A 23,052-nucleotide genomic window follows, 5' to 3' on the forward strand; every position below is an offset into this window, starting at 1 on the left:
AAGAAAAGGAATTTTTTATGGAAAACTTAATATTTAAAAACTTAAATCTCTCAGAAGAGGTTCAAAAAGCCTTGAATGAAATGGGTTTTGAAGAAGCAACACCAATTCAGTCTATGGCAATTCCACATGTACTTGACGGAGAAGACATCATTGGTCAAGCACAAACAGGAACCGGAAAAACATGTGCTTTTGGTATTCCTGCAATTGAAAAAATTGATCCAGCAATTTCTGGAATACAAGTTCTTGCACTTTGCCCTACCAGAGAGCTTGCAATTCAAGTAGCAGAAGAGCTGCGTCATTTAACGAAATATAAAAAAGGGATTCAAATATTACCAATTTATGGCGGGCAGTCTATTGATCGCCAGATTATGGCGCTAAAGAAAAAGCCGCAAATTATTATTGGTACACCTGGCCGTGTTATGGATCATATGCGTCGTCGTACTTTAAAGCTTTCTAATTTAAAAATGATTATTTTAGATGAAGCAGACGAAATGCTTAATATGGGATTCCGAGAAGACATCGATGTAATTTTACAGGATTTGCCAGAGAACAGACAAACTCTGCTTTTCTCTGCAACTATGCCAAAAGAAATTAAAGATTTAGCAAAACTCTATCAAAAAAATGCCATTCATGTGCAAGCAGCCCACAAAGAATTAACTGTACCAAATATTGAACAATACTATTTAGAAGTTAGAGAATCTTCAAAACTAGAATTACTATGCCGCTTGATTGATGCGAAAAACGTAGAACTTGGTATCGTTTTCTGTAATACCAAACGAAGAGTGGATGAAGTGACTGCTTCCCTTCAAGCAAGAGGCTACTCTGCAGATGCACTTCACGGAGATATGAAACAGTCAGAACGTGATCGAGTTATGAATAAATTTCGAAAGCGCCTAATTGATATTTTGGTTGCAACAGATGTAGCTGCAAGAGGTATTGATGTTAACAACATTGATGCAGTTTTCAATTACGACATTCCAAGTGATGAAGAATATTATGTACACAGAATTGGAAGAACCGGACGTGCAGGAAAATCTGGTGTATCCTACTCCTTTGTCTTTGGAAGAGATATTTATAAGCTGAAAGACATCCAACGTTACACAAAAAGTGAGATTTTGCCGATGAAGCCACCTACTATTTCCGATGTGGAAGAAGTACGCTTAAGTTTGGCAGCTGAAAAAGTAGTAAGAGCCTTAGAAAATGGAGGCTATTCAAAATATACACCAGTCATTGAAAAGATTTTAGAAGATGCATATAACACCACAACTCTTGATATTGCTGCCGTATTGTTTCAAATGGCTTTTGAAGAGCTGGAAAGTCGGAATTATGAACATTCCGATTTAGATGAACAGCATAGTCAATACGCGCGTGGAAATATGGTTCGCGTCTTCTTGAATGTAGGTTCAATGGACAAAATACAGCCCAAAAATATTGTACAGGGCATTGCTTCTTTATCCACCATACCAGGCAAGCTCATTGGCTCGATTGATATTCATAAAAACTTTAGTTTTGTTGAATTGCCTAAGGATTATGTGGATGAAGTAATGTATGCTATGCGAAATTTCACGCACCATGGCCGCAAAGTAACAATGGAAAAAGCCACAAAACGTCAGCGTAATAAAAGCAATAACGGAAAAGAACGCCGTAATAAAAAAAAGCGATCTCAATATTAAATTTAAAAACCTCTTGTGTTCATATGAAACGCAAGAGGTTTTTTATATTAATAACTCAAATAAAATTATTTATTTTTTTATATTATTATTGACCCCTCTCCTCTTCTATGAAAAAATATTAAGTAAGTTATAACATAAAATTGGAGGGCTTTATGAAAAAAATATTCATTTTATTTCTTGCATTAATGATGATTTTTACACTTGTTGCTTGTACTTCTAATCCATCCAACAAAACGGACGAAAACAAATCAAGCACTACTAAAAATAATTTGGATTGGACTTTGGGCTATCTAAATAAAGATATTTCAACTCTAAGAAAAGAAGTCAGCAACGGAACCTATAACAATGATTTTGGGCAAACCTTAAGCTATGATTACGATGGTTATACCATTTATTTTAGCACAACGGATGAAGGTTCCCTTAAAATGTACGAAGAAGATTTTAAACGTGCAGGCATTGATGAAAATGCAATCACATCAATTAGCTTAAATCTATCCAATGATTTATATGATGATGAAACTGAGACCATCTTCCGCTATCCAGAAATAAATATTTCTGGAATTCATTTTGGAATGGATATCAATGAATTAAAAAAATCCAATACTACGACTGATACATACTTTGTAGAATGCTATGATAATTCTTGCTATGCAAAAGATGAAATAGTAGGGATTCAAATTGAGTCTCTAAAGAAATTAGATGTATTAAATGGAAAATATGCTTCAAAATTTGAAATGGAGCCTTTAGACAAGAACACAACTATAAAAATCGTTCATTTAGGAATGACAAAAGAAGAGCTGATTTCTATCCTTGGTACAAATTACAAAGAAGAATCATACGAAGATGAATTTGAAGAAGACGGCACATACACATCCCTTATATTTGATGGAATAACAGTAGGATTGAACGGAAAAAATCATACTGCAAACCATTTACTAATCTCTACCAACAAAATCTCTGCCAACTTAGGATTTTCTGTTGGGGATTCTGCTTTGGATGTATTAGAATATTGCGAAGAGCACTACCAACCTATTAAAAATCCACATGGCATAGAAAACGAACTGCTTTTTGGTATATACGAAATAAAAAAAGGTATTGCAGTTCAATTAATTTTTAATAAATATGGAACTATAAACGCAATCGAAGATATAAAAGAAGATACTGTAGTTCAGGAAATCATTCTATTAGATCCTAGTTATCTTTATGGAATTTAACGATTAAGACAAAAGCCTTCATTCATAAACCGTCTGCCACCAGGACTACCCGTTTATGAATAAAGGCTTTATTTATTTACGTACTATTTGTTTACGATTCTCTTTTTTTACTGCTTTTAATTTATCTCCGCGAAGTGGTTTGTAACCAATTTGATACAGTGTATTTGACCATGTACCACAAAAAACTATTAAGTGCTGTACTATTTCTTTTGAAATTTCTTCCTTTATCGGTGCTCTACCAAGTTCTTCCGCTTTTTTCTTTAAATAAACAAGATATTTTCTAGCTTTTTGATCTAAATTTAATACTCTGTATAAACTGTCTTGCAAAATCTCCTTGTGCGGTCGATTTTGGATCTGATCTTTTTCATCCAAATACGAACTAGAAAAAGGAGAAATTTTCGTAACTGGCTCTAAACCAATCTGAAATAATACATTACGCCAAGAACCACATCGTTGCCTCAATTTTGTTCTGATGTCTGAATTAATTTCCACTTTTAAAGGGGCTCTGCCTAACTCGATTGCTTTTTTTTGAATATCTTTCAACAGTAATAGATATTCTTCCTCCAAATCAGGAATGCGATTTACTACTTTTTTTCTCATCCAATTCCGATTTACGCCAGCGGCTCGTAAAACCTCTGCCCAAGTCTTAAAATACCTCTTTAGTGCTTCACAAGCTTCCGGCATTTCAATCGCATGAGGCGGACGTTCCAATTCTAAAGCAAGCTCTTTTACTTTTTTTAGCCAGTATTCATAACTTTGACGTTCCTCAAGCATTGCTTCTACCGTCTTTCCTGATTTTCCCGCACTTCTTGAAAGTCCTGCTTTTTCAAGTGCATAAGGCCATTTTTGAAAACGATTTCGGATATAAAATCGATAGATCCAAAAAACTTCTTTTTGCGCCGGAGAATGTCCAAGTCTTTTTGCTTCCTGCCTCAACAAGTCCAAAAGTTCACCATCTGAAAAACTAAGATAAATTGCTTGCCCCATTGAAGAGCTTGTTGAAAAATTCTTAAAAATAAGAGAATTTTTATTGTCTTTTCCATAATCTAAATTTTGAGAAGTAATTGCTTTTTCTGCAATCTTCCTTAAAATTGCTTTACTCTTCTGCACTTCCTTTAAAGTCAACGTCCGCATATCATCCTCCAATTAATGACTGCATAGTTCTATATTAACGAATCGGACAAACACCTGCTTCACAGCCTTCATTTCCGATGTCATACTGTACTTCTTCTTTTTCATATTTACTAATTAAAGATGGTACAAACGGATTCATTTCCTTTTTTCGCTGTTCATATTCTTCTTTAGTTATCGCTTCAAAAGGTAAAAGTTCATAGAAATTATCTTCGAAGGATAAGAAAGATAAAGCAACCGTATCCTCCCAGTTTTCCCAAACCCATTCCTCTACATCATCCCATTCGTTATCACGCACATGTACAGTAATGGAACAGTTATGTTCAACATAATGGGTCATAAACATTTTATAGATTTCTAATTGCTCAATTGCACTAACATCTGCCTTAAATTTGCCTTCTGGTGCCTTTATAGGAAACTCTACGACTTTTGTAACACAGGTTTCTCTATCCTGCCCAACTTCTGGGTATACTGGATATTCAAGTTCTTCACAAACCTTCGTTAATGGATCATCGCTGCTGATTCGAATTCTTCTTACGAAATATGGTGCATGTGAAAAATGAACACCACTTGACACAACAGGAAGCAAACTTAAAGTGCCTTCCGGCTTTATCGTAGTAACAAGAAGTGGCGCTTTCATACCCAATTCCTTTGCATATTCTTCTGAAGCCTTTCGTGCTGTTTCTCTCAAATCCTTTAACAAGGCGATTTGATCTTCCTTGCTATAATTCATTGCATTGACCATATCCTGCCACCCTGTTAACGAACAACCCAACAGCTTATCTCTCTGTTGTACGGCATTCCATTCCGGTATTTCAAGTTCGGTACAGGTCATTCGATAGCCAGCCCTTGCAGAAAGTCGTTGTGCTTCCATTAAACCTTTATAATCCAGAGTATTATCCTCTCTTACAAAGGCCATTACATTCACTGTGGTTAAATTACAAAGTCCCTTAGAATCAAGAAGGATTTCCGCACAAGGATTTACCCCTGCAAAATTCGGTCGTCGCTTTAACCCAGCCTCTTCATTTACCCATCCAGGTTCACCAGAATAACGCATTTGCTGCAAATGCCAGTGAAGCTGTTCTCTAGTAGGCTTTGTTGTATAGTAAATGGAATTATTGCTCATCTGACGATGAGAGATTTCTTGATCAATAACCCACTTTTCATCTACCTTCTTATAAAGATCACTCTTTGCCTGGATACATTCTTTATCATCTTGATCAATCAAAACAATTTCTGCAGTACGGCGTACACCTCCAACTACCACATTTTCACCAATAACATTTGCGATATCTAAACAATCAATTGGTTTAAACTTAATTTTATTAGTAGTAGAACGGTGTCCTGCCTTTTCAATTACTTTATTAATTTTAATAAACATATTCTTCATACTGGAGTGACCGCTGGCAGTTCCTCCAAATGTTTTAAGTTTTTCACCTTTGGCTCTTACATGGTCATAATTTAAAATAATCGTTTTGATTTTACGATATTCCGTACTATAAAGCACTTTTAAATAATAATCTAAAGATTGTACCCAACCTTCCTTACTATCTCCGATTGTAATCTTTACAGTATCATTATGTGTAAATTCAAGTGCAGTACTGTCTTGACGTAAGCTTTTCAAAACAGGAGTATACGATTCATGAATGATTTCCACATCCGTTCTAACCGGCGGAAGCTTTTCCACATCAGACTTTAAAATACGTATCCCGACACCCGAACCAACCATTAATAAATAAAATACATCACGGAAAGAAGCAAAACTATCAATTACCTGAAACGAGCAATTGAAATTTGACATAGGATAGTACTTAGATACGTCTGTACTCCCTACCCAAAACGTTCTTCCGGATAAAAACTGTTTTAAATCATATACATTTCGATATAGTTTTTCTGCTTCTTCTTTTGAGGTAGGAATAAGACTGCAATTATATTCCACCGAACGTCTTACCGTTTCCCACCAGTACTCTCGACGCATTTCTTCCGGCATCCAACGTGAATACGTTCGGTAATAAACAAAATTCCCTAATTGACTCATCGGAGATGGCTTGTGTTTATATTTACTGACAAATTCTTCGGAAATAACTCTCCCATCACGACGTTTTCTAGCATCTCTTGTTTTATCTCTTTCATAGCGATAAATAATAAACTTTTTCGCTGCATCTTTTCTTTCACTTGCCATTAAAAAGTCTTCAACCAAATCTTGAATGTCTTCGACATTTACTCTTCTTTCTGACTTTTCAACTTGTTTTAAAATAGCAGAAGCAATATTTTCTGCTAAAGTAGTATCTACCCCCAGCCTTGTTTCCATCATGGCGTTTTCAATGGCATTTTTAATTTTTTTTCCATTAAAATCGACTTCTGTGCCATCTCTTTTTATTACCGTCTTCATGTTATCCTCCTTGTAAACGTCTTAGATTTCAACAAAAGGTACCCTTCTCCCAAAACCGTTATAACAATTCATTCATCCCTATATATGGTGACGCATTTAATGACTTCCCCATTATATAGTATCTTAATCATTATTTCAACCGTTATTCATTCAAAGATTTGAGTTTTTTTTATGAATATAATACCTTCTCCTCTTTACAAGAAAAGATAAAAAACGTATAATTGTATACAAGTAAACAAACTGACTAATTTAGATAAGGAGAAAATTGTAATGGGGAAAACTTTAGCCTATAAAATACTGGAAAATCATCTTATTAACGGTCAGATGATTCCCGGTGAAGAAATAACCATCAAAATGGATCAAACACTAACACAAGATTCCACTGGTACCATGGTATATCTGCAACTTGAAGCTATGGATGTTGAAAAAATCAAAACGGAACTATCCGTAGCCTATATTGATCACAATACATTGCAGACTGGTTTTGAGAATGCCGATGATCATGCATTTATAAAGAGCGTTGCAAAACGTCATGGCGTTTTGTTTTCGAAGCCAGGCAATGGGATTTGTCATCAGCTTCATTTAGAAAGCTTTGGTATTCCGGGCAAAACTCTTTTAGGTTCAGACAGTCACACACCAACCGGAGGCGGACTTGGCATGATAGCAATCGGTGCTGGCGGACTTGATGTTGCCGTTGCTATGGCAAAAGGAACCTATAGTCTTACCGTTCCAAGTGTAATCGGTGTTAAGCTTACCGGCAGCCTTCGCCCTTGGGTTTCCGCAAAGGATGTTATTTTATATGTACTGCAGAAACTTACCGTAAAAGGTGGCGTTGGTAAAATTGTAGAATATTTTGGAGACGGTGTTGCTAACTTAAGTGTTACGGATCGTGCAACGATTACAAATATGGGGGCTGAACTTGGTGCAACTACTTCTGTATTCCCAAGTGATGATAATACAAAAGCATTTTTAGCATCGCAAGGTAGAGAAAAGGATTACGTAGAAATGACGGCAGATAAAGATGCAGTTTATGATGAAATATTAGAAGTAAACCTTTCTGAGCTTGTTCCTTTAGCAGCAAAACCTCATAGTCCAGACAATGTAGATACAATAGGAAATATTGGCCCAATTGCAATCAATCAAGTTGCCATTGGAAGCTGTACGAACTCTTCCTATACAGATCTTATGAAGGTTGCCTCCATACTTAAGGGAAAACATGTTCACGAAAATGTAAGCCTTGTTATTTCACCAGGTTCCAGCAAGATTTTAAGCAAACTCGCACAAAATGGCGCTTTGGCTGATATGATTGAAGCAGGTGCTCGTATCATTGAAAATGCTTGCGGTCCATGCATTGGTATGGGACAGTCTCCGCAATCGGGAGGTGTTTCCTTACGTACCTTTAATCGTAACTTTAAAGGCAGAAGCGGTACTGCAGATGCTTCGGTATACCTAGTCAGTCCAGAAACTGCAGCAATCTCTGCAATTACAGGACATTTAACCGATGGTATGACAACAGGAGCTGCACTTCCTGAAATCAAAGCAGAAACCTTCCACAGCAATGACAGCTTTATGGTATATCCAAAAGGGGAAAACAAAAATGATATTTCCGTGGCAATGGGACCAAACATTAAACCATTTCCTCAAAATACAAGATTAAAAAATAAGATTTCCGGTACCATAGTACTAAAAACAGGAAATAACATTACAACTGATGATATCATGCCGTCAGACTCACGTTTACTGCCTTATCGCTCAAACATTCCGCATCTGTCGAATTACTGTTTCGAAAAAATTGATCCGGAATTTCCTGCTCGTTGCAAGGAAGCAAAAGATGGTATTATAATCGGTGGTGAAAATTATGGACAAGGTTCCAGTCGTGAACATGCAGCTTTGGTTCCTCTTTATCTTGGAATCCGTTTTGTCGTTGCAAAGTCCTTCGCAAGAATCCATCGTTCTAATTTAATCAATAGTGGTATTCTTCCTTTAGTATTTGAAGATCCTGCTGATTATAAAGACTTTGAACTTGGTCAAGAACTGGTAATTGAAAATGCAGCTGTACAAATCAAAAGCTCAACTGTCATTCTTAAAAATCAGTCTACTGGAAAAGAATATACGTTACTCGCTCACCTCTCTGATCTAGAAATTGAAATGATTTTAGCTGGTGGAAAAATAAGTCAAATTAAAGGAAAATAAGGAGGTGCTCCATTGCAGTATTTAAAAAGCTTTGAACAAATTGTAGCACAACAACTTGCAAGAGTAGAAAAAATGAAAAATGATACTAATTTTATCGATTATCACTCTTTAGATAAAATTATCATCGGAGTCATTGGCGGAGACGGTATTGGTCCTGCAATTACCGCACATGCAAAAAGAATCTTAGAAAACTTGCTGGTTGATGAAGTCGAAGCAGGTAAAGTTGAACTTCGTACAATCAACGGACTTACCATTGAAAACAGAGCAGCTGAAAAAGCAGCCATTCCTACGGATGTGTTAGAAGAAATAAAAAAATGTCATGTGTTGCTAAAAGGTCCTACGACTACACCTAGAAAAGGCGATCAATGGGGAAACATTGAAAGTGCAAATGTGGCTATGCGAAAGGAATTGGACTTATTCGCTAATGTAAGACCTGTAAAGGTTCCTGAACTTGGAATTGATTGGACTTTCTTCCGTGAAAATACAGAATGTCTCTATGCGATGGGCAGCCAAGGTGTGCACATCAGTGATGACTTGGCCATTGATTTTCGTGTTATTACAAATCCGGGAACGGAGCGAATTGCACGTCAAGCCTTTGAATATGCCAAGGCAAACGGTAAAAAACGAGTATCGATTGTCACAAAAGCAAACATTGTGAAAGCAACCGATGGAAAATTCTTAGAAATATGCAAAAAAATCGGCGAAGAGTATCCGGATATTGAAGTAGATGATTGGTACATCGATATTATGACAGCGAAACTAATTGACGAAAAAAGAAGAAGTCAATTTGAAGTGTTTATTCTTCCAAACCTTTATGGAGATATCTTAACCGATGAAGCTGCAGAATTCCAAGGTGGAGTTGGTACAGCAGGCAGTGCAAATTTAGGAAAACATTATGCGATGTTTGAAGCAGTACACGGATCTGCACCAAGAATGGTAGAAGAAGGCCGTGACATTTATGCCGATCCTTGCAGTGTCATTCGTGCTGCTGCAATGCTTCTGAGTCATATCGGATATCAGAAGCAAGCCGATGCTTTATTTTCAGCTCTAGATATTTGTACGGTTACAGAAAAAAAATTAGTTATTACTGGAAAATCAGATGGTGCTACCGGTGCTGAATTTGCAGACTATATTCTGGATACCATTAGGAGGTAATATTTCATGTTTAAGGATACTGCCGGAATTAAGGTTACCGGACTTCCTCTTTCTTCAAACTTATTTATACAACTTCGTTCAGACATTCTTCAAGGAAAATTAAAGTCTGGTGAAAAACTAACGGAACAACGTATCTGTGATGAATACGCTGTAAGCCGAACTCCTGTGCGCGAAGCATTTCGACAATTGGAACTGGATGGTCTGATTGAAACCATTCCAAATCGTGGTGCTTTCGTCTTAGGTGTAACAACAGAAGATATTCAGGATATGTATGTTCTGAGAAAAGCCTATGAAGCCATTGCTGTAAAATGGGCAATTGAACGTATTACAAAAGAAGAATTTGAGGAATTGCAGGAAGCCTATGAATTTATGGAATTTTATACCATGAAAAAAGACATGGATAAGATGCTGAATATCAACATGCATTTTCATGAATTAATATATAATGCCGCGCATAACCGCATGTTAAAACATGTTTTATCCTCTTATCAGTTTTATACAAAACAAACAAAAGTGAATTTGGCATATGTAGATCAGTATTTGGATGAAGTATTAAATGAACATAAAAAAATCTTCGATGCTTTTATTGCAAAAGATCCGGATGCAGGTGCAGAAGCCATTACGATTCATCTTGAAAATGCAAAAAAACGCGCAAAACTAGGTTAATCATAACCCAAAAAGCCTCCTTTGTTTTAATGTGGTCAACATACCAACATTATCCTAACATTGGAGGTTTTCTTTTATTCTCAAGCTAATTTTTATGAACGCTTAAATAGAAAACATACTTCCATTTCGGAAGTATGCACATGATTTCATTATCTTATTCTTCACAATGTACCGGACATCCTGGTGCATTACCTGAATTAAATAGCTCTAATGGTTCTTGATAATCATCAGCTCCTGTCTTTCCTTCTGGAGGAGATGTTCTAAGAAAATTATTTGCAGCATTGATTGCTTCTAAGATAAACGTACAAATTTCAACACCTTGAGCCTCTATAGCTACAATGTTTAAATGAGCCGCCAGCAACTGCGCATAAAGGTTTTGATATTTCTGATAAAGAGGTGGGACTAATTCAGGAGGTGTCGGAGTATTAAAAGTCAACACATCGTGTGAATTGCTCGTTGTAACCGTAAAACTAAGGCCCTCATCATCAACCCCTAAAATAATGAATCCACCAGCTTCCGTTATTAAATTGTTGGTAATGTTAGGGTGATTTCTAAAATATCCAATTGTATGGGTACATGCATCTGTTCCTTGACATGGTCCAATTTCTGCCTGAGTGCACACAATCCCCTTCTCTACAGCAGTAGAAGTTGCTGAAAAAATCAAAGGAATTTCAACACACAGCTTTTGACTTACTGTAAATCTGCATTTATCCTTTAATTCCCCCGAACAACTGCCAATCATAGGATTACCTATGCAATAGGATTTACATGCTACGCATTCCACTTTCGGTCTAATCGTTACAACACCCTGGACACAAACCTCTTCATGAACAGTGGTTTCACATACTGTATCTCCATTTTGAAGAGTTGTAACCGTCTTGTTTTTATCACAATCAGTACAAACTGACATATTCTCACGCCTTTCAATCTTTTAGGTTCTTCATATACATACAAACATTTACTCCCTTTATTGCGTATGTATGACTCATTATCTAATATATATCATCTAAACATTGATCCATTTAACATGACTCAATCTCAGGGCTGTCACAGCAGACAATTCCTTTATCAATCTCAACATCTGCCTCTATATATATAGGAATTTCAACACAGATTACTTGAGTAAGGGTATAGTTACATTGATGTCTTGATCTCTCTGATTCCCAATCTGCATTATAATTAGAACCCCAGTCATAACAAGTACAGTCGCAATAATTGCAATCACAGTCATAAGAATCATGAACACTAGAATTGCAATCACAGTCATAACAATTATCGACAGAAGAATTGCAATCACAATTGCAGCAATCGGGATTTGGTGCAATGCTGGAATCAACACAGTAAACATTTGGCTTACCATGTTCTACAAGTGGTTTAACTGTAATCTGAGCTTGCACTTCTAATAATTGACGAATTAGTTTTTCACAGCTACTATATTGATCAGACATGATAATCCCTCCCTTATCACATAATATGAAACATCTTCCATTAACGTACCAAAGTTTCTATGTAACCTCATTTTAGAATAGATGAATGATCAATATGGGTTTTAACAAGAGAAACCATCTAAATGGGATTGAAATAATCCTATTTAGATGGTCTCCTGTCTTTTTAAATCTTATAAACATTCTTCGGCTACCTTAGCAAGTGCACTCCGCTCTACTTCTTCAAGGTAAACATGCCCGGTTATATTATAAGGTTTCATTTTCTCAATAACATAAACAAGTCCATTTGATTTTGAATCTACAAGTGTATTATCAATCTGGTTGTCGGAAGGATCCCCTATCATAACAAACTTTGCATCCTGCCCTGCTCTTGTCAGCATTAATTTTGCCAGATGCGGTGTCATTTCTTGCGCTTCATCAATGATTACCATTGCATTTGACAAGGTTCTTCCTCTCATAAATGCAAATGTTTTCATTTCAATTATGCCGGCTTCTTTATATTGCTCTAAAAAACTCTCTGCTGAAAAAAGTGGTTTTTCACTATATTCTTTTCTTTTTTTCGCATTTTTTTCTAACTTATCACTTTTACTTGCATATTGCTTCTTATTACGTTCCGTCATTAAACTCTCAATGGCATCTCCAAAAGAATCCATAAACGGTTTTAATTTTGCAGCTTCTTTACCGGGTAAGTATCCAATGGAATCTCCTGCTGATACAACGGGCTTTATCAATATAATCTTATCATAAACATTATTTTCAATGACCTTTTGAAGTGCAGTTGCCACAGAAAGAATGGATTTTCCAGTTCCTGCACCTCCACTAAGCGTTACCAAATGAATATCATCATCCATAAGTAATTCAAAAGCCATTCTCTGTTCTCGATTTCTGGGAGTTAAGCCCCATGCTTTATCATTTGCATATTTTAATGGAACAATTTTGTTCCCATCAAATTTTGCAAGCGTTTCATGAGAATTTCGATCATTGCTTTTGATGCAAAAAAACTCATTTGGGAATGCATCTCCGGTTTTTTTATTTAACTTTAATCCGCCTTGATAAATTTTATCAATTTGTGATGAAGATAAAGATACTTCTTTGTAACCTCGATATATTTGATCCACATCGATTTTATCATTTTGATAATCCTGAACTTGTAAATTCATTGCCTCTGCTTTAATCGCTACACAAAGGTCCTTTGTTACAAGAATCGTATCCATATCTTTTGATTCATTTTTTATATTTATGGCAATGGTTAAAATCTTATTGTCATTTTTACTCAAATCCATACCATCAGGTACGGAAATCGCATTCATATGGTTTAATTCTACTCTTAACGTACCTCCATTTGGTAATTTTACTCCTCCATAAACATCGCCATATTGTCTTATGCTATTTATTTCTCTAATGGCTTCTCTTGCTTGATAACCCAGTATCCCTTCTTTTTTCTTTAAATTATCTAACTCTTCTAAACATATGATTGGAATAATAATATTATTGTCCTCAAAAGTATAAATACTGCCCGGAAAATGAATTAAAACATTTGTATCTAGGATATAATTTTTAATCAAGGTAACTCCTCCTTATAATCCTATTGGAAGTACATTGTAAACTAAAAATCTTTCATTTGAGTCTACAATATAATATGTTATATGCCCTTGAAGATGAACCTAACTCTCTATTTCACTGATTAATGTAAATTTGTTTACTAACTGGTTCATAATCTGTGCCTGTACGGATAATTGCTCGCTGGCCGCTGCCGATTCTTCACTTGTAGCGGAATTTGTTTGAACAACTGCCGAAATCTGTTCCAAACCCATACTGATTTTAGAAATTGAATCTGACTGTACCTGTGAAGCATCCGAAATTTCTTCTATCATAGTTACAATCCTTTTTGTCCCTAAAACGACACTCTTTAATGAATCTGCAGTATCATTTGCAATCGTTGATCCGTTTTGAATTGCCTTGATAGAATTCTCGATCAGCAAAGTAGTATGTTTTGCAGAATCACTTGTTTTGATAGCAAGATTTCGTACTTCGTCAGCTACCACAGAAAATCCTTTACCTGCACTACCAGCTCTTGCTGACTCTACTGCTGCATTCAATGCTAATATCTTTGTCTGAAATGCTATATCTTCAATTGTTTTAATAATTTTTCTTATTTCTTCTGAGTGCTGATTTATATCATTCATCGCTAAAAGCATTTTTTCCATCTGTCCATTACTATCTGATACTTTCCGTTCAACCCCCTGCACGGCTTTATTAGCATCTTTTGCATTTTGCGTATTTGCAGCAATATGATTGGATACTTCACCAAGCGCAGCGTTTAATTCTTGCACACTGCTTGCCTGTTCCTCTGTACCTTCAGCCAGCGATTGTGAAGCAAGGGAAACCTGTTCTGATCCTAGATATACCTCTTCTGAAACTTGATTAACCTGAAGCAAGTCCTTTGATATTTTATATATGAATTCTGAAAAGCAGTCTTCAATATGTTTAAAATCACCATGAAAGGTATGTAGAAAATGTATATCAAAGTTCCCTGTTGCCAAAGCAGACATTGCTTTATCAATTTCACTAATATACATGGCTAGGCTTTCTGTCATTGATCTCATATTATCTGCCAATCTCCCAAATTCATCATTACTTTTATGTTGAATATTAATATTTAAAAAACCATTTGCTATATTTTTCATCCCGAATTCAAGTTCCTGAAATGGAATAAGAAAACGTCGAATGCAGCGACATAATAATATTGCAAGAGTACAAATCATAATAAGCTGTATTATCGTCAATATCCCTATAACTTTATAAGTATTTTTTTTATATTCACTTTTGTCAATTCCTGTTACAAGTGTCCAATTAAATTTCGTATCTTTCTGCACAAGTCCTACTCTCTTTTTTCCTAAAAAATTATAATTTATTAAACTATTTTCTGCTTTATCTATTTCACTCAACAAACGAGAATCCAAACCCACATCAGAAATATCTTTTCCGGAAAAATCAGAATTTCCATAAGCGACAACTTTATGATTTGAATCAACGATCATACTTCTTCCAGTCTTTCCAAATTGATTTTCTAAAAGAAATTTCTCAATATTAGAAAGGTTGATATCAAGACCAATCAAACCGATTACTTTTGAAGTGTTACAACGAAAAACAGGAACCGCAATTGTAATGCATAATTTACCGGTTATTGTATCTTCATAAGGTTCTGTTAATATCCTTTTTTTCTCTTTCACAGCACGGTAATAAGGACGGCTTCTTAAAGAAAAGTTTTCCGGCAAGTATGTCTTTACCTCATCTATATAACTGTCTTCTTCCACACTTCCAATATACAGAGAGTTTATGTCATTAAAGTTTACCTTTACATCAAGTAAGCTATTTACAATATCCGAGTATTTATTGTAACTCCTCATAGGATTATCTTTATTTGTATTTTCTAATAGAGATATAATTTCTCCATTCTTTGATAATGTCACGGCAATGGATACATATTTATCAATATAATTTTCTGTCAACGATGTAATCGTTGTTGTAACCTGACGTATATTTTCTTTTTCTTTACTTTCCCACATATTCCCTACAATAACGCTGATTATGGAAATAGCGAAAAAACTAAAAAGAAGCATTGCCGCCACTAAAAATAGAATCATTTTAGCTACAATACTTCTATGCGAACTTAATGTTTTTCTTTTTATTTTGCTGAATATTGTTTTTATCTTCATCTGATAAACCTCCTATTATTATTCATGCTTAAATTATAGGAGATTTCTTACGATTCATTGTTTAAGGGTATGTAAAGACTATGTTAAGTTTCCATAATTTTATTTTACATAATTTTTACATACTTTTGCTTCTTCTTATTTATAAAAAATTGCTATTATAAATTTAACAAATAATCGTCTAACGATAAATAGATATTTTAATAATACTATAGATGGAGGTTGATCATGACTGATCGAAAAAGGGAAGCTTTGGACTATATCATTGAAAACAAACAAATCAAAACCGTCTTTCAACCGATTATATCTCTAAGAGATGGAAGCATTTTAGGACATGAAGCACTAAGCAGAATCACTTGCGAAAGTGAAATAAATAGTCTTGATATGTTGTTTGCCTGTGCGGAAAAATACAATCGTATCTGGGACCTAGAACAAGTATGCAGAACAAAGTCATTGGAAATGGCGTTCGATTTTATGATTCCACGTTATAGCAATAAATTATTTCTAAATGTAAATCCTAAAATAATACATGATGATAAATTTAAAAAAGGATTTACAAAATCCTTTTTATTGCATTATAAAATTTCTCCCAGCAATGTAATATTTGAAATTACAGAAAAAAGCGTAATTACTGATATCACAAGTTTTCGGTTATCCGTTGAACACTATAAAGGTCAAGATTACAAAATTGCTATTGATGATGCTGGTGCCGGATATTCCGGACTTAATTTAATTAGTGATCTTCATCCGAATTATATAAAACTAGATATGAATTTAATACGTAACATAAACCTGGACAGTCAAAAATATGCACTCGTAAAAGGAATGGTTGAGTTCTCAAAAGTATCAAAAACTTATTTAATTGCAGAAGGCATTGAAACTTATGAAGAATTAGAAACCCTAATCAATTTGGGAATACATTATGGTCAAGGTTATTATATCCAAAATCCAAAAGAAGAAATAGAAGAAATAAGTATTGACCTGTTATATCAGATAAAAAATATAAATAATAAAAAAAATTACACCTCTCAAAACATGATTGCTAATATTTACATTGAAAATTTATGCAGTAAGATAGATACTATTTGTCCTGAGAAAAAGATAATTGATGTATATGATATGTTTAAAAAAAATACTGATTGTTATGGATTATGTATTATTGATCAGGAAAAGCCTATTGGTATTATTACTCGAGAAAAATTAACATTAAAGTTAAGCGGTCATTACGGTTTTTCATTGTATCAAAATAAAAAAATTCCTCAAATTATGGACAATGATTTTTTATCCGTAGAGTATACAACACCAGTGAACATTGTCTCTTCTATGGCAATGTCACGAAAATATGATAAACTCTATGATTTCATTGTTGTAACAAAAAAAGGTAAATATATTGGAGTTGTTACAATTAAAGATCTACTCCAAAAAACTACTGAAATTGAAATATCTGTTGCAAAACATCAGAATCCATTAACAGGACTACCTGGTAATTTACTCATTGAACAAAAACTAAATAAATGTATTCTGGAGAATAGTAATTATACCATCGCATATCTAGATCTTAACAATTTTAAAGCATATAATGATGTCTATGGTTTTGAAAAAGGAGATTTAGTAATAAAGTTATTTGCAAGTCTTTTAAGAAGTTCTATTCCTCAAGAACAATTCATTGGCCATATCGGCGGTGATGATTTTATTGTCATTTTGAATCATATTGTATCAGAAAACTATTTTAATAACATAAAAAAAGAATTTGAAAATAAAATTCTGAACTTCTATCAGAAAGCTGATCTTAAAAAAAAATATATCTCTACTTTTAACCGACATGGCAACGCAGAAAATTATCCGTTAATGACTTTTACTTGTGTGTTACTTACAAATAACACACAGCGATTTAAAAATGTATTAGAATTAACCGAAAAACTTGCTGAATTAAAAAAAATGGCGAAACAAGATTCCCTTAATATAAAAAACAGCTTCGAATCACTATGATCATCAAAGCTGTTTTATATTTTGTTCTTATTTTAGATTCTATTTTTTCTTCCAATGAATAAAATCACACAAAGTCCTACGCAAAATGTTATGCTACAAAGCAGAAAATTACTAGCAGTTGGGATGCCCGGAAATACTTGAAGCAATGAACCAAGCATAAATCCAATAATTAGCATATATGTGAACTGCGGATGCCGCTTCATCTCTTTTTCAAGTAACTCAGCAGTAAAAAAGGTTCCTGCTAAAGCTCCAACGGCAATGGGTGTTAAAAAATACAAATCTGCACTCTTTAGTGCCCAAAGTGTCGTATCATATATCCCCATCATTAAAAGTACATAGGAACCACTGATTCCCGGTAATACCAATGCAATAGCAACTACAACGCCAGCACAAAACAAAATAAGATAACTATGCAGAATGTTTTCTGAATTATAGACAAACAATCCTTCTGGAAGCAATGTAAGCATTACCCCTGAAATGCCACCAATAAAAGCAACAATTATATTTGAAAATTTCAAATGACTAATCGTAGCCTTTTTATAAAGTGGCGGCAAACTCCCTAAAATTGCACCCATAAAGAAAAACATCATGGGTTGTCGAAAAGCAGTTAAAGCTTTTAGCATAGGTCCTGCCAGTAATAGTACACCGATTGCTCCGGAAACCCCGTATTCCATTAATAATTTTAGATTTTCTCTGATATTCTCACGAAAGCAACTTACCGAATGAATTAATTCATCATAGATTCCCAGTATGATAGCCATCGTACCGCCGCTCACACCAGGAATCAACATTGATGCTCCAATGATAAAACCTTTCATTAGTCGAACAAATAAATGATTCTTCAATGTCCCCTGCCCCCTTTTACATATGAGGAGAATTAATTAAATTCGTTCCACATTAATTCCGGTTTTATGACCATTCAAATCATATTCATCGAATGATTTATCATCAGCAATTAATTTTTCTGCTAAAGTTTCACTCTTAATGTAATCTTCATATTTCTCAATTGCTTTTTTCACTTCTTCATCTGCATGATAGAAAATATGAATGTGATCCATCATTTCAAAATCCTTCTGTTTACGCATCTGCTGAACCTTTGAAATCAATTCTCTTGCCAATCCCTCATACATTAATTCTTCTGTAATGGTCGTTTCTAAAATGGTAAAGACATTGTTTTCCATCGCTGCGGTAAATCCTTCTTTTGCAGAAATTTTAACATCAACAAATTCCTTGGTAATTGCAAACGTCTCACCATCAATTTCTATGTCGACAGATTCATTTTGTTCCAGCATTGAAACCAATTCTGCAGCATTTTGTTTCATTAAAACACCGGTAAAGCTCTTGATTTTTCCACCAAGTACAGGCCCTGCTACTTTAAAGTTCGGTTTTAAGGTGTAATTGATAAATTTGTCCAGATTACTTTCAAATACGACTTCTTTTACATTCAACTCTTCTTTAATCAGATCTACCATATCAGAAATTAACGCCTCATATTTACCATCAATTAAAATTTCTTTCAATGGCTGACGAACCTTGATTCTTTCTTTTTCTCTCGTTCCACGACCTAGTGCAACAATTGCACGAACCAAATCCATTCTTTCTTCTACGTTTTCATCAATCAACGCTTCATTTGCTTTTGGATAGAAGGAAAGATGTACGGATTCCGCTCCAGTTAAATTCGTATAAATTTCATCTGTAATAAACGGTGCAAATGGTGCAGCAAGCTGTACAACACCTGTAAGCACTTCATACGTTGTCAAATACACTGATTTCTTATCGTCATTCATTTCTTCACCATAGAAACGTCTTCTTGCTCTACGGATGTACCAGTTTGACAAATCCTCTGTTACAAATTCCTGTATCTTACGAACCGTTTTCATGTGATCGTAATGTTCCATCTCATAGGTAACTTCTTTAACGAGCTTATTGTATTTGGATAAAACCCAACGATCTAATTCTGGTCTCTTCTCATAATCAACAACTAAGCTATTTACATCAAACTTATCATTGTTTGAGTAAAGAACAAAGAAATTATATACATTTTTCAATGTACCGAAGAATTTGCTCTGAATTTCAATCAGACCATCCTCATCAAATTTTGTCGGCGACCAAGCTGGGGATACATACAACAGATACCATCTTGTCGCATCCGCACCGTATTTATCAAACAATTGGAATGGATCAACCGTGTTCCCCTTACTCTTTGACATTTTTTTGCCGGTTTTATCTAAGATTAAATCATTTACCAGAACATTTTTATATGGTGCTTTTCCCTTTATAAAGGTAGAAATTGCAAGTAAGGAATAGAACCATCCTCTTGTCTGGTCAATACCCTCACAAATAAAATCTGCCGGAAATAGTTCTTCATCAAAGTTTTCTCTATTCTCAAATGGATAATGTCTTTGTGCAAAAGGCATAGCTCCGCTGTCAAACCAACAGTCCATAACCTCTGGAATACGACTCATCTTCTTACCGCATTCTGGACATTCAATATGCACATCATCGACATAAGGACGGTGTAATTCAATCGTATCATCAATGTCTTCCAACGCTTTTTCAGCAAGTTCTGCTCTAGAACCAATGGACTCCAAGTGACCGCATTCACAACGCCAAATATTAATCGGTGTACCCCAGTAACGATTTCTGGAAATTGCCCAGTCTTTAACTTCAGCTAACCAATTTCCAAAACGTCCTTCACCAACAAATTCCGGGAACCAATTTACTGTATTGTTATTTGCAACAAGCTGATCCTTCAACTTTGTCATTTCAATATACCAGCTAGGCTTTGCATAATAAATCAAAGGTGTATTGCATCTCCAACAGTGTGGATAGTTATGCTCTAGCTTTTCTTTTGTAAAAATCTTATTTTCAGCAGCAAGCCATTTAATGATTTTTACATCTAGCTCAGGGTCCATAACGAACGTACCCTTCCAAGGAGTTTCTGTATATTTTCCTTCTTCATCTACAGGATTTACAACAGGCAAATTGTATCTTCTTCCTGTTTGGTAGTCATCTTCACCAAACGCAGGAGCAGTGTGTACAATACCTGTACCATCCTCAATAGTAACATAATCAGCACAAGTTACAAAGAACGCTTTTTTATCCGGAGTAACGAATGGCATAAGCTGTTCATACTCCATATATTCCATATCCTTTCCTTTGAATTTAGAAAGAATCTTATATTGTTCCTCGCCATCCTTACTTTTTCCTAAAACTTTATCTGCCAATGCTTTCGCTACATAATAAATTTCACCATCTTTTTCTGCTTTAATATAATCAACTGTTGGTCCTACCGTTAAAGCAACATTGGAAGCTAGGGTCCAAGGAGTTGTTGTCCATGCGAGAAAATACTCATTTTCTGCATCCTTTTTCTTGAACTTTGCAGTAATCGTATTTACCTTTACTTCTTTATATCCCTGCGCAACCTCATGAGAAGCAAGCCCAGTTCCACATCTTGGACAATAAGGAAGAATCTTATGTCCTTCATAAATCATACCAGCCTTAAAGAATTCCTTTAAAATCCACCAACCTGTTTCAATGTAATCATTATCTAAGGTAATGTAAGGGTTATCCAAATCAATGAGATACCCCATTCGCTTTGTCATTTCTCTCCACTGTTTTTCATAAGTGAATACAGATTCCTTACATTTCTGATTAAATTCCTTAATTCCATATTTTTCAATATCTTGCTTACCGCTCATTTGCAGCTGCTTTTCTACTTCAATTTCAACCGGTAATCCATGAGTATCCCACCCGGCTTTTCGGTTTACTGCATAACCTTGCATTGTCTTATAACGACATACCGAATCCTTTAAAGTTCTTGCAATGACATGATGGATGCCCGGTCTTCCATTTGCAGTTGGAGGTCCCTCATAAAAAATAAAAGATGGCATTCCTTCTCTTGTTGTAACACACTTGTCTAGTAATTTTTCCTTATCCCATTGATCAGCCTGTTCCATTTGAAGTTCAGCAATGGGTTTTTCTGATAAGTTTTTAAACATGCTTTTTCCCTTTCTAAAAAAGTGACATCGCCACTCTGAAACTCTATTTATCTAGTAATAAATCAAATAAATTAATTATTAGATAAAAAAAATCCCTAAATTTTCCCATTGGAAAATTTAGGGACGATTATAAACCGCGGTACCACCCTAATAGCCAGCAAAAATGCCAGCCACTTTTATCTGCTTAACGGGCAGAAACGGATTTTCTTACTCATTCAAAGTATTATTTAAAATAAAATTTGAATCGTTCAGAAAATCAGCTAAAGAGTGATTTTCCGTCTGTTGCTTTCCGGCATTATCTCACCATCAACGCCTCTCTGTAAGGTATTTGCATACAGCGTACTCTCTCTATCATCGCTTTTTTACCTATAACTCTTTCATTGTAACGAAAGGCGACTAACTTGTCAACCATTTGTCATCAATCGCCACGAAGCTGATTTAGAATACGATAAATCAATCCTGTAGGATAACCTAAATAGGACAATCTTCTTCCAACTTTTGCAATCAACTTCTCATCGACTTTAACACCAGCAACGATTTTCTCAACCTGCTTCATAGCATTCGAGTATTCCATTTCCGCATCCAAAATTTCTTCCATGTGAATCCGAATGACCTCATCATCCAAACCTTTATTCAAAAGTTCTTGCCGTAATCGTAATGATCCTTTTCCTTTAGTTAAGGCATAACGAAGATAATTTTCACAATATCGGTTATCATCAATAAAATGAGAATCCAAAAGAAATTCCAGACATTCTTCTATTTCTTTCTCATTATATTCTTTTTGTTTTAAATGATTTGAAATTTCCAAGGCGGTATGATCACGATATCTTAAAAATATCATTGCTTCATCCTTTGCAGTTCTTCCTGAATTGATAGATTTTTTTTGCATTTTTTGCTGCCTCCTAAAAATTCTCTATAACTTGTATTTGTGTTTCTTTTAATTTGCAGCAATAAGCATTATAAATCGGTATCGGTAAAGTAAGTGCGTTTATCCAAAGCCCTTCTATTTGTTGCTGAAACTCACCTTGATTATCAATGACAGAAAAGCTTTTTAGATTTTCTGATAGTCCGGTTCCTTTGCATTTAATAAAGGCTTCCTTTCTTACCCAAACTTGATAAAAAGCATCATTACCAAACTCCCTTACAAAGGCGTACTCTTCCTTTGTAAAAAACCGTTTTGCCAGACGCAAAATTCGTTCATTTGAAAGATTTCTGTATTTATCTTCAATATCTATTCCAACGGTATCTCTACCAATTAAGCATATCCAATAAGATTTGCTATGAGAAACTGAAAAATGAATATCCTCAATATAAGGCTGTTTAATATAAGGTTTCCCATGAAGTCCTTCTCTTATAATAATTTCTTTCTCAAATAAATCTTTTATCCCTGTCTGCATTCCATATTTTTTTAATACTTGATAAAGGAGATTCCGACTTTCCTTCTCAGGTATATTTTTTGTATAATACAAATACATGG

At 34.8% G+C, this 23,052-nt stretch carries 16 protein-coding genes and 1 other annotated feature; of the genes, 6 read left to right on the forward strand and 10 right to left on the reverse strand.

The features are described 5' to 3' along the window. Positions 1 to 17 precede the first annotated feature (17 nt). Together I2490_RS09810 and I2490_RS09815 are read left to right on the forward strand one after the other, a co-directional pair. The gene (locus tag I2490_RS09810) at positions 18 to 1,673 is read left to right on the forward strand and encodes a DEAD/DEAH box helicase (RefSeq protein ID WP_206459514.1); all 1,656 of its coding nucleotides are present in this window, start codon (positions 18 to 20) and stop codon (positions 1,671 to 1,673) included. Between the two features lie 152 nt (positions 1,674 to 1,825). Further along, positions 1,826 to 2,887 carry a hypothetical protein gene (locus tag I2490_RS09815; RefSeq protein ID WP_206459515.1) on the forward strand — a complete coding sequence of 354 codons (1,062 nt, stop codon included), beginning with the start codon at positions 1,826 to 1,828 and terminating at the stop codon, positions 2,885 to 2,887. 72 nt (positions 2,888 to 2,959) lie between these two features. On the opposite strand, the gene I2490_RS09820 is transcribed toward I2490_RS09815, so the two are convergent. Beyond that, the gene (locus I2490_RS09820; RefSeq protein ID WP_206459516.1) at positions 2,960 to 4,021 is read right to left on the reverse strand and encodes a homing endonuclease associated repeat-containing protein; all 1,062 of its coding nucleotides are present in this window, start codon (positions 4,019 to 4,021) and stop codon (positions 2,960 to 2,962) included. A gap of 34 nt (positions 4,022 to 4,055) precedes the next feature. Continuing rightward, a complete protein-coding gene (nrdJ, locus tag I2490_RS09825; RefSeq protein ID WP_206459517.1) occupies positions 4,056 to 6,410 on the reverse strand; it encodes a ribonucleoside-triphosphate reductase, adenosylcobalamin-dependent in 2,355 nt (784 codons plus the stop codon). A gap of 270 nt (positions 6,411 to 6,680) precedes the next feature. Here nrdJ and I2490_RS09830 point away from each other — a divergent pair, with 270 nt between their 5' ends. From I2490_RS09830 to I2490_RS09840, 3 genes are read left to right on the forward strand one after another with little or no spacing between them, the layout of a single operon-like run. Beyond that, the gene (locus I2490_RS09830; protein ID WP_206459518.1) at positions 6,681 to 8,603 is read left to right on the forward strand and encodes an aconitate hydratase; all 1,923 of its coding nucleotides are present in this window, start codon (positions 6,681 to 6,683) and stop codon (positions 8,601 to 8,603) included. 12 nt (positions 8,604 to 8,615) lie between these two features. Beyond that, positions 8,616 to 9,758 carry an isocitrate/isopropylmalate family dehydrogenase gene (locus I2490_RS09835; protein ID WP_330634617.1) on the forward strand — a complete coding sequence of 381 codons (1,143 nt, stop codon included), beginning with the start codon at positions 8,616 to 8,618 and terminating at the stop codon, positions 9,756 to 9,758. A gap of 6 nt (positions 9,759 to 9,764) precedes the next feature. Then, entirely contained in the window at positions 9,765 to 10,424 is a 660-nt protein-coding gene (locus tag I2490_RS09840) for a GntR family transcriptional regulator (RefSeq protein ID WP_206459519.1), read from the forward strand. Positions 10,425 to 10,578: 154 nt separating this feature from the next. Here I2490_RS09840 and I2490_RS09845 read toward each other — a convergent pair whose 3' ends face one another. The 4 genes from I2490_RS09845 to I2490_RS09860 all read right to left on the reverse strand — a co-directional run bounded on the left by I2490_RS09845 (position 10,579) and on the right by I2490_RS09860 (position 15,588). Then, the gene (locus tag I2490_RS09845; RefSeq protein WP_206459520.1) at positions 10,579 to 11,334 is read right to left on the reverse strand and encodes a hypothetical protein; all 756 of its coding nucleotides are present in this window, start codon (positions 11,332 to 11,334) and stop codon (positions 10,579 to 10,581) included. Positions 11,335 to 11,446: 112 nt separating this feature from the next. After that, positions 11,447 to 11,872: a hypothetical protein gene (locus I2490_RS09850; protein ID WP_206459521.1), complete on the reverse strand. Its 426-nt coding sequence runs from the start codon at positions 11,870 to 11,872 to the stop codon at positions 11,447 to 11,449. A 170-nt stretch (positions 11,873 to 12,042) separates the two neighbouring features. Continuing rightward, positions 12,043 to 13,434, reverse strand: coding sequence for a PhoH family protein (locus I2490_RS09855; protein WP_206459522.1), 1,392 nt, complete (start codon positions 13,432 to 13,434; stop codon positions 12,043 to 12,045). A gap of 99 nt (positions 13,435 to 13,533) precedes the next feature. After that, positions 13,534 to 15,588 (reverse strand): methyl-accepting chemotaxis protein, encoded by a 2,055-nt coding sequence (locus tag I2490_RS09860; protein ID WP_206459523.1) that lies wholly within the window; start codon positions 15,586 to 15,588, stop codon positions 13,534 to 13,536. 225 nt (positions 15,589 to 15,813) lie between these two features. On the opposite strand from I2490_RS09860, the gene I2490_RS09865 reads away from it, so the two are divergent. Continuing rightward, positions 15,814 to 17,574, forward strand: a complete 1,761-nt coding sequence (locus tag I2490_RS09865; RefSeq protein ID WP_206459524.1) for a GGDEF domain-containing protein — start codon at positions 15,814 to 15,816, stop codon at positions 17,572 to 17,574. A gap of 32 nt (positions 17,575 to 17,606) precedes the next feature. On the opposite strand, the gene I2490_RS09870 is transcribed toward I2490_RS09865, so the two are convergent. From I2490_RS09870 to I2490_RS09885, 4 genes are all read right to left on the reverse strand, one after another. Beyond that, the gene (locus I2490_RS09870) at positions 17,607 to 18,419 is read right to left on the reverse strand and encodes a DUF368 domain-containing protein (protein ID WP_206459525.1); all 813 of its coding nucleotides are present in this window, start codon (positions 18,417 to 18,419) and stop codon (positions 17,607 to 17,609) included. A gap of 36 nt (positions 18,420 to 18,455) precedes the next feature. Continuing rightward, entirely contained in the window at positions 18,456 to 21,575 is a 3,120-nt protein-coding gene (gene ileS / locus I2490_RS09875) for an isoleucine--tRNA ligase (RefSeq protein ID WP_206459526.1), read from the reverse strand. 116 nt (positions 21,576 to 21,691) lie between these two features. Further along, positions 21,692 to 21,939: a binding site (T-box leader), on the reverse strand. 54 nt (positions 21,940 to 21,993) lie between these two features. Next, complete coding sequence (locus tag I2490_RS09880) at positions 21,994 to 22,464, reverse strand: regulatory protein RecX (protein ID WP_206459527.1); 471 nt, start codon at positions 22,462 to 22,464, stop codon at positions 21,994 to 21,996. 13 nt (positions 22,465 to 22,477) lie between these two features. Further along, complete coding sequence (locus I2490_RS09885; RefSeq protein WP_206459528.1) at positions 22,478 to 23,050, reverse strand: 4'-phosphopantetheinyl transferase family protein; 573 nt, start codon at positions 23,048 to 23,050, stop codon at positions 22,478 to 22,480. Between the last annotated feature and the right edge of the window lie 2 nt (positions 23,051 to 23,052).

Source organism: Anaerovorax sp. IOR16 (genome assembly GCF_017168145.1).
Lineage (GTDB): Bacteria > Bacillota > Clostridia > Peptostreptococcales > Anaerovoracaceae > IOR16.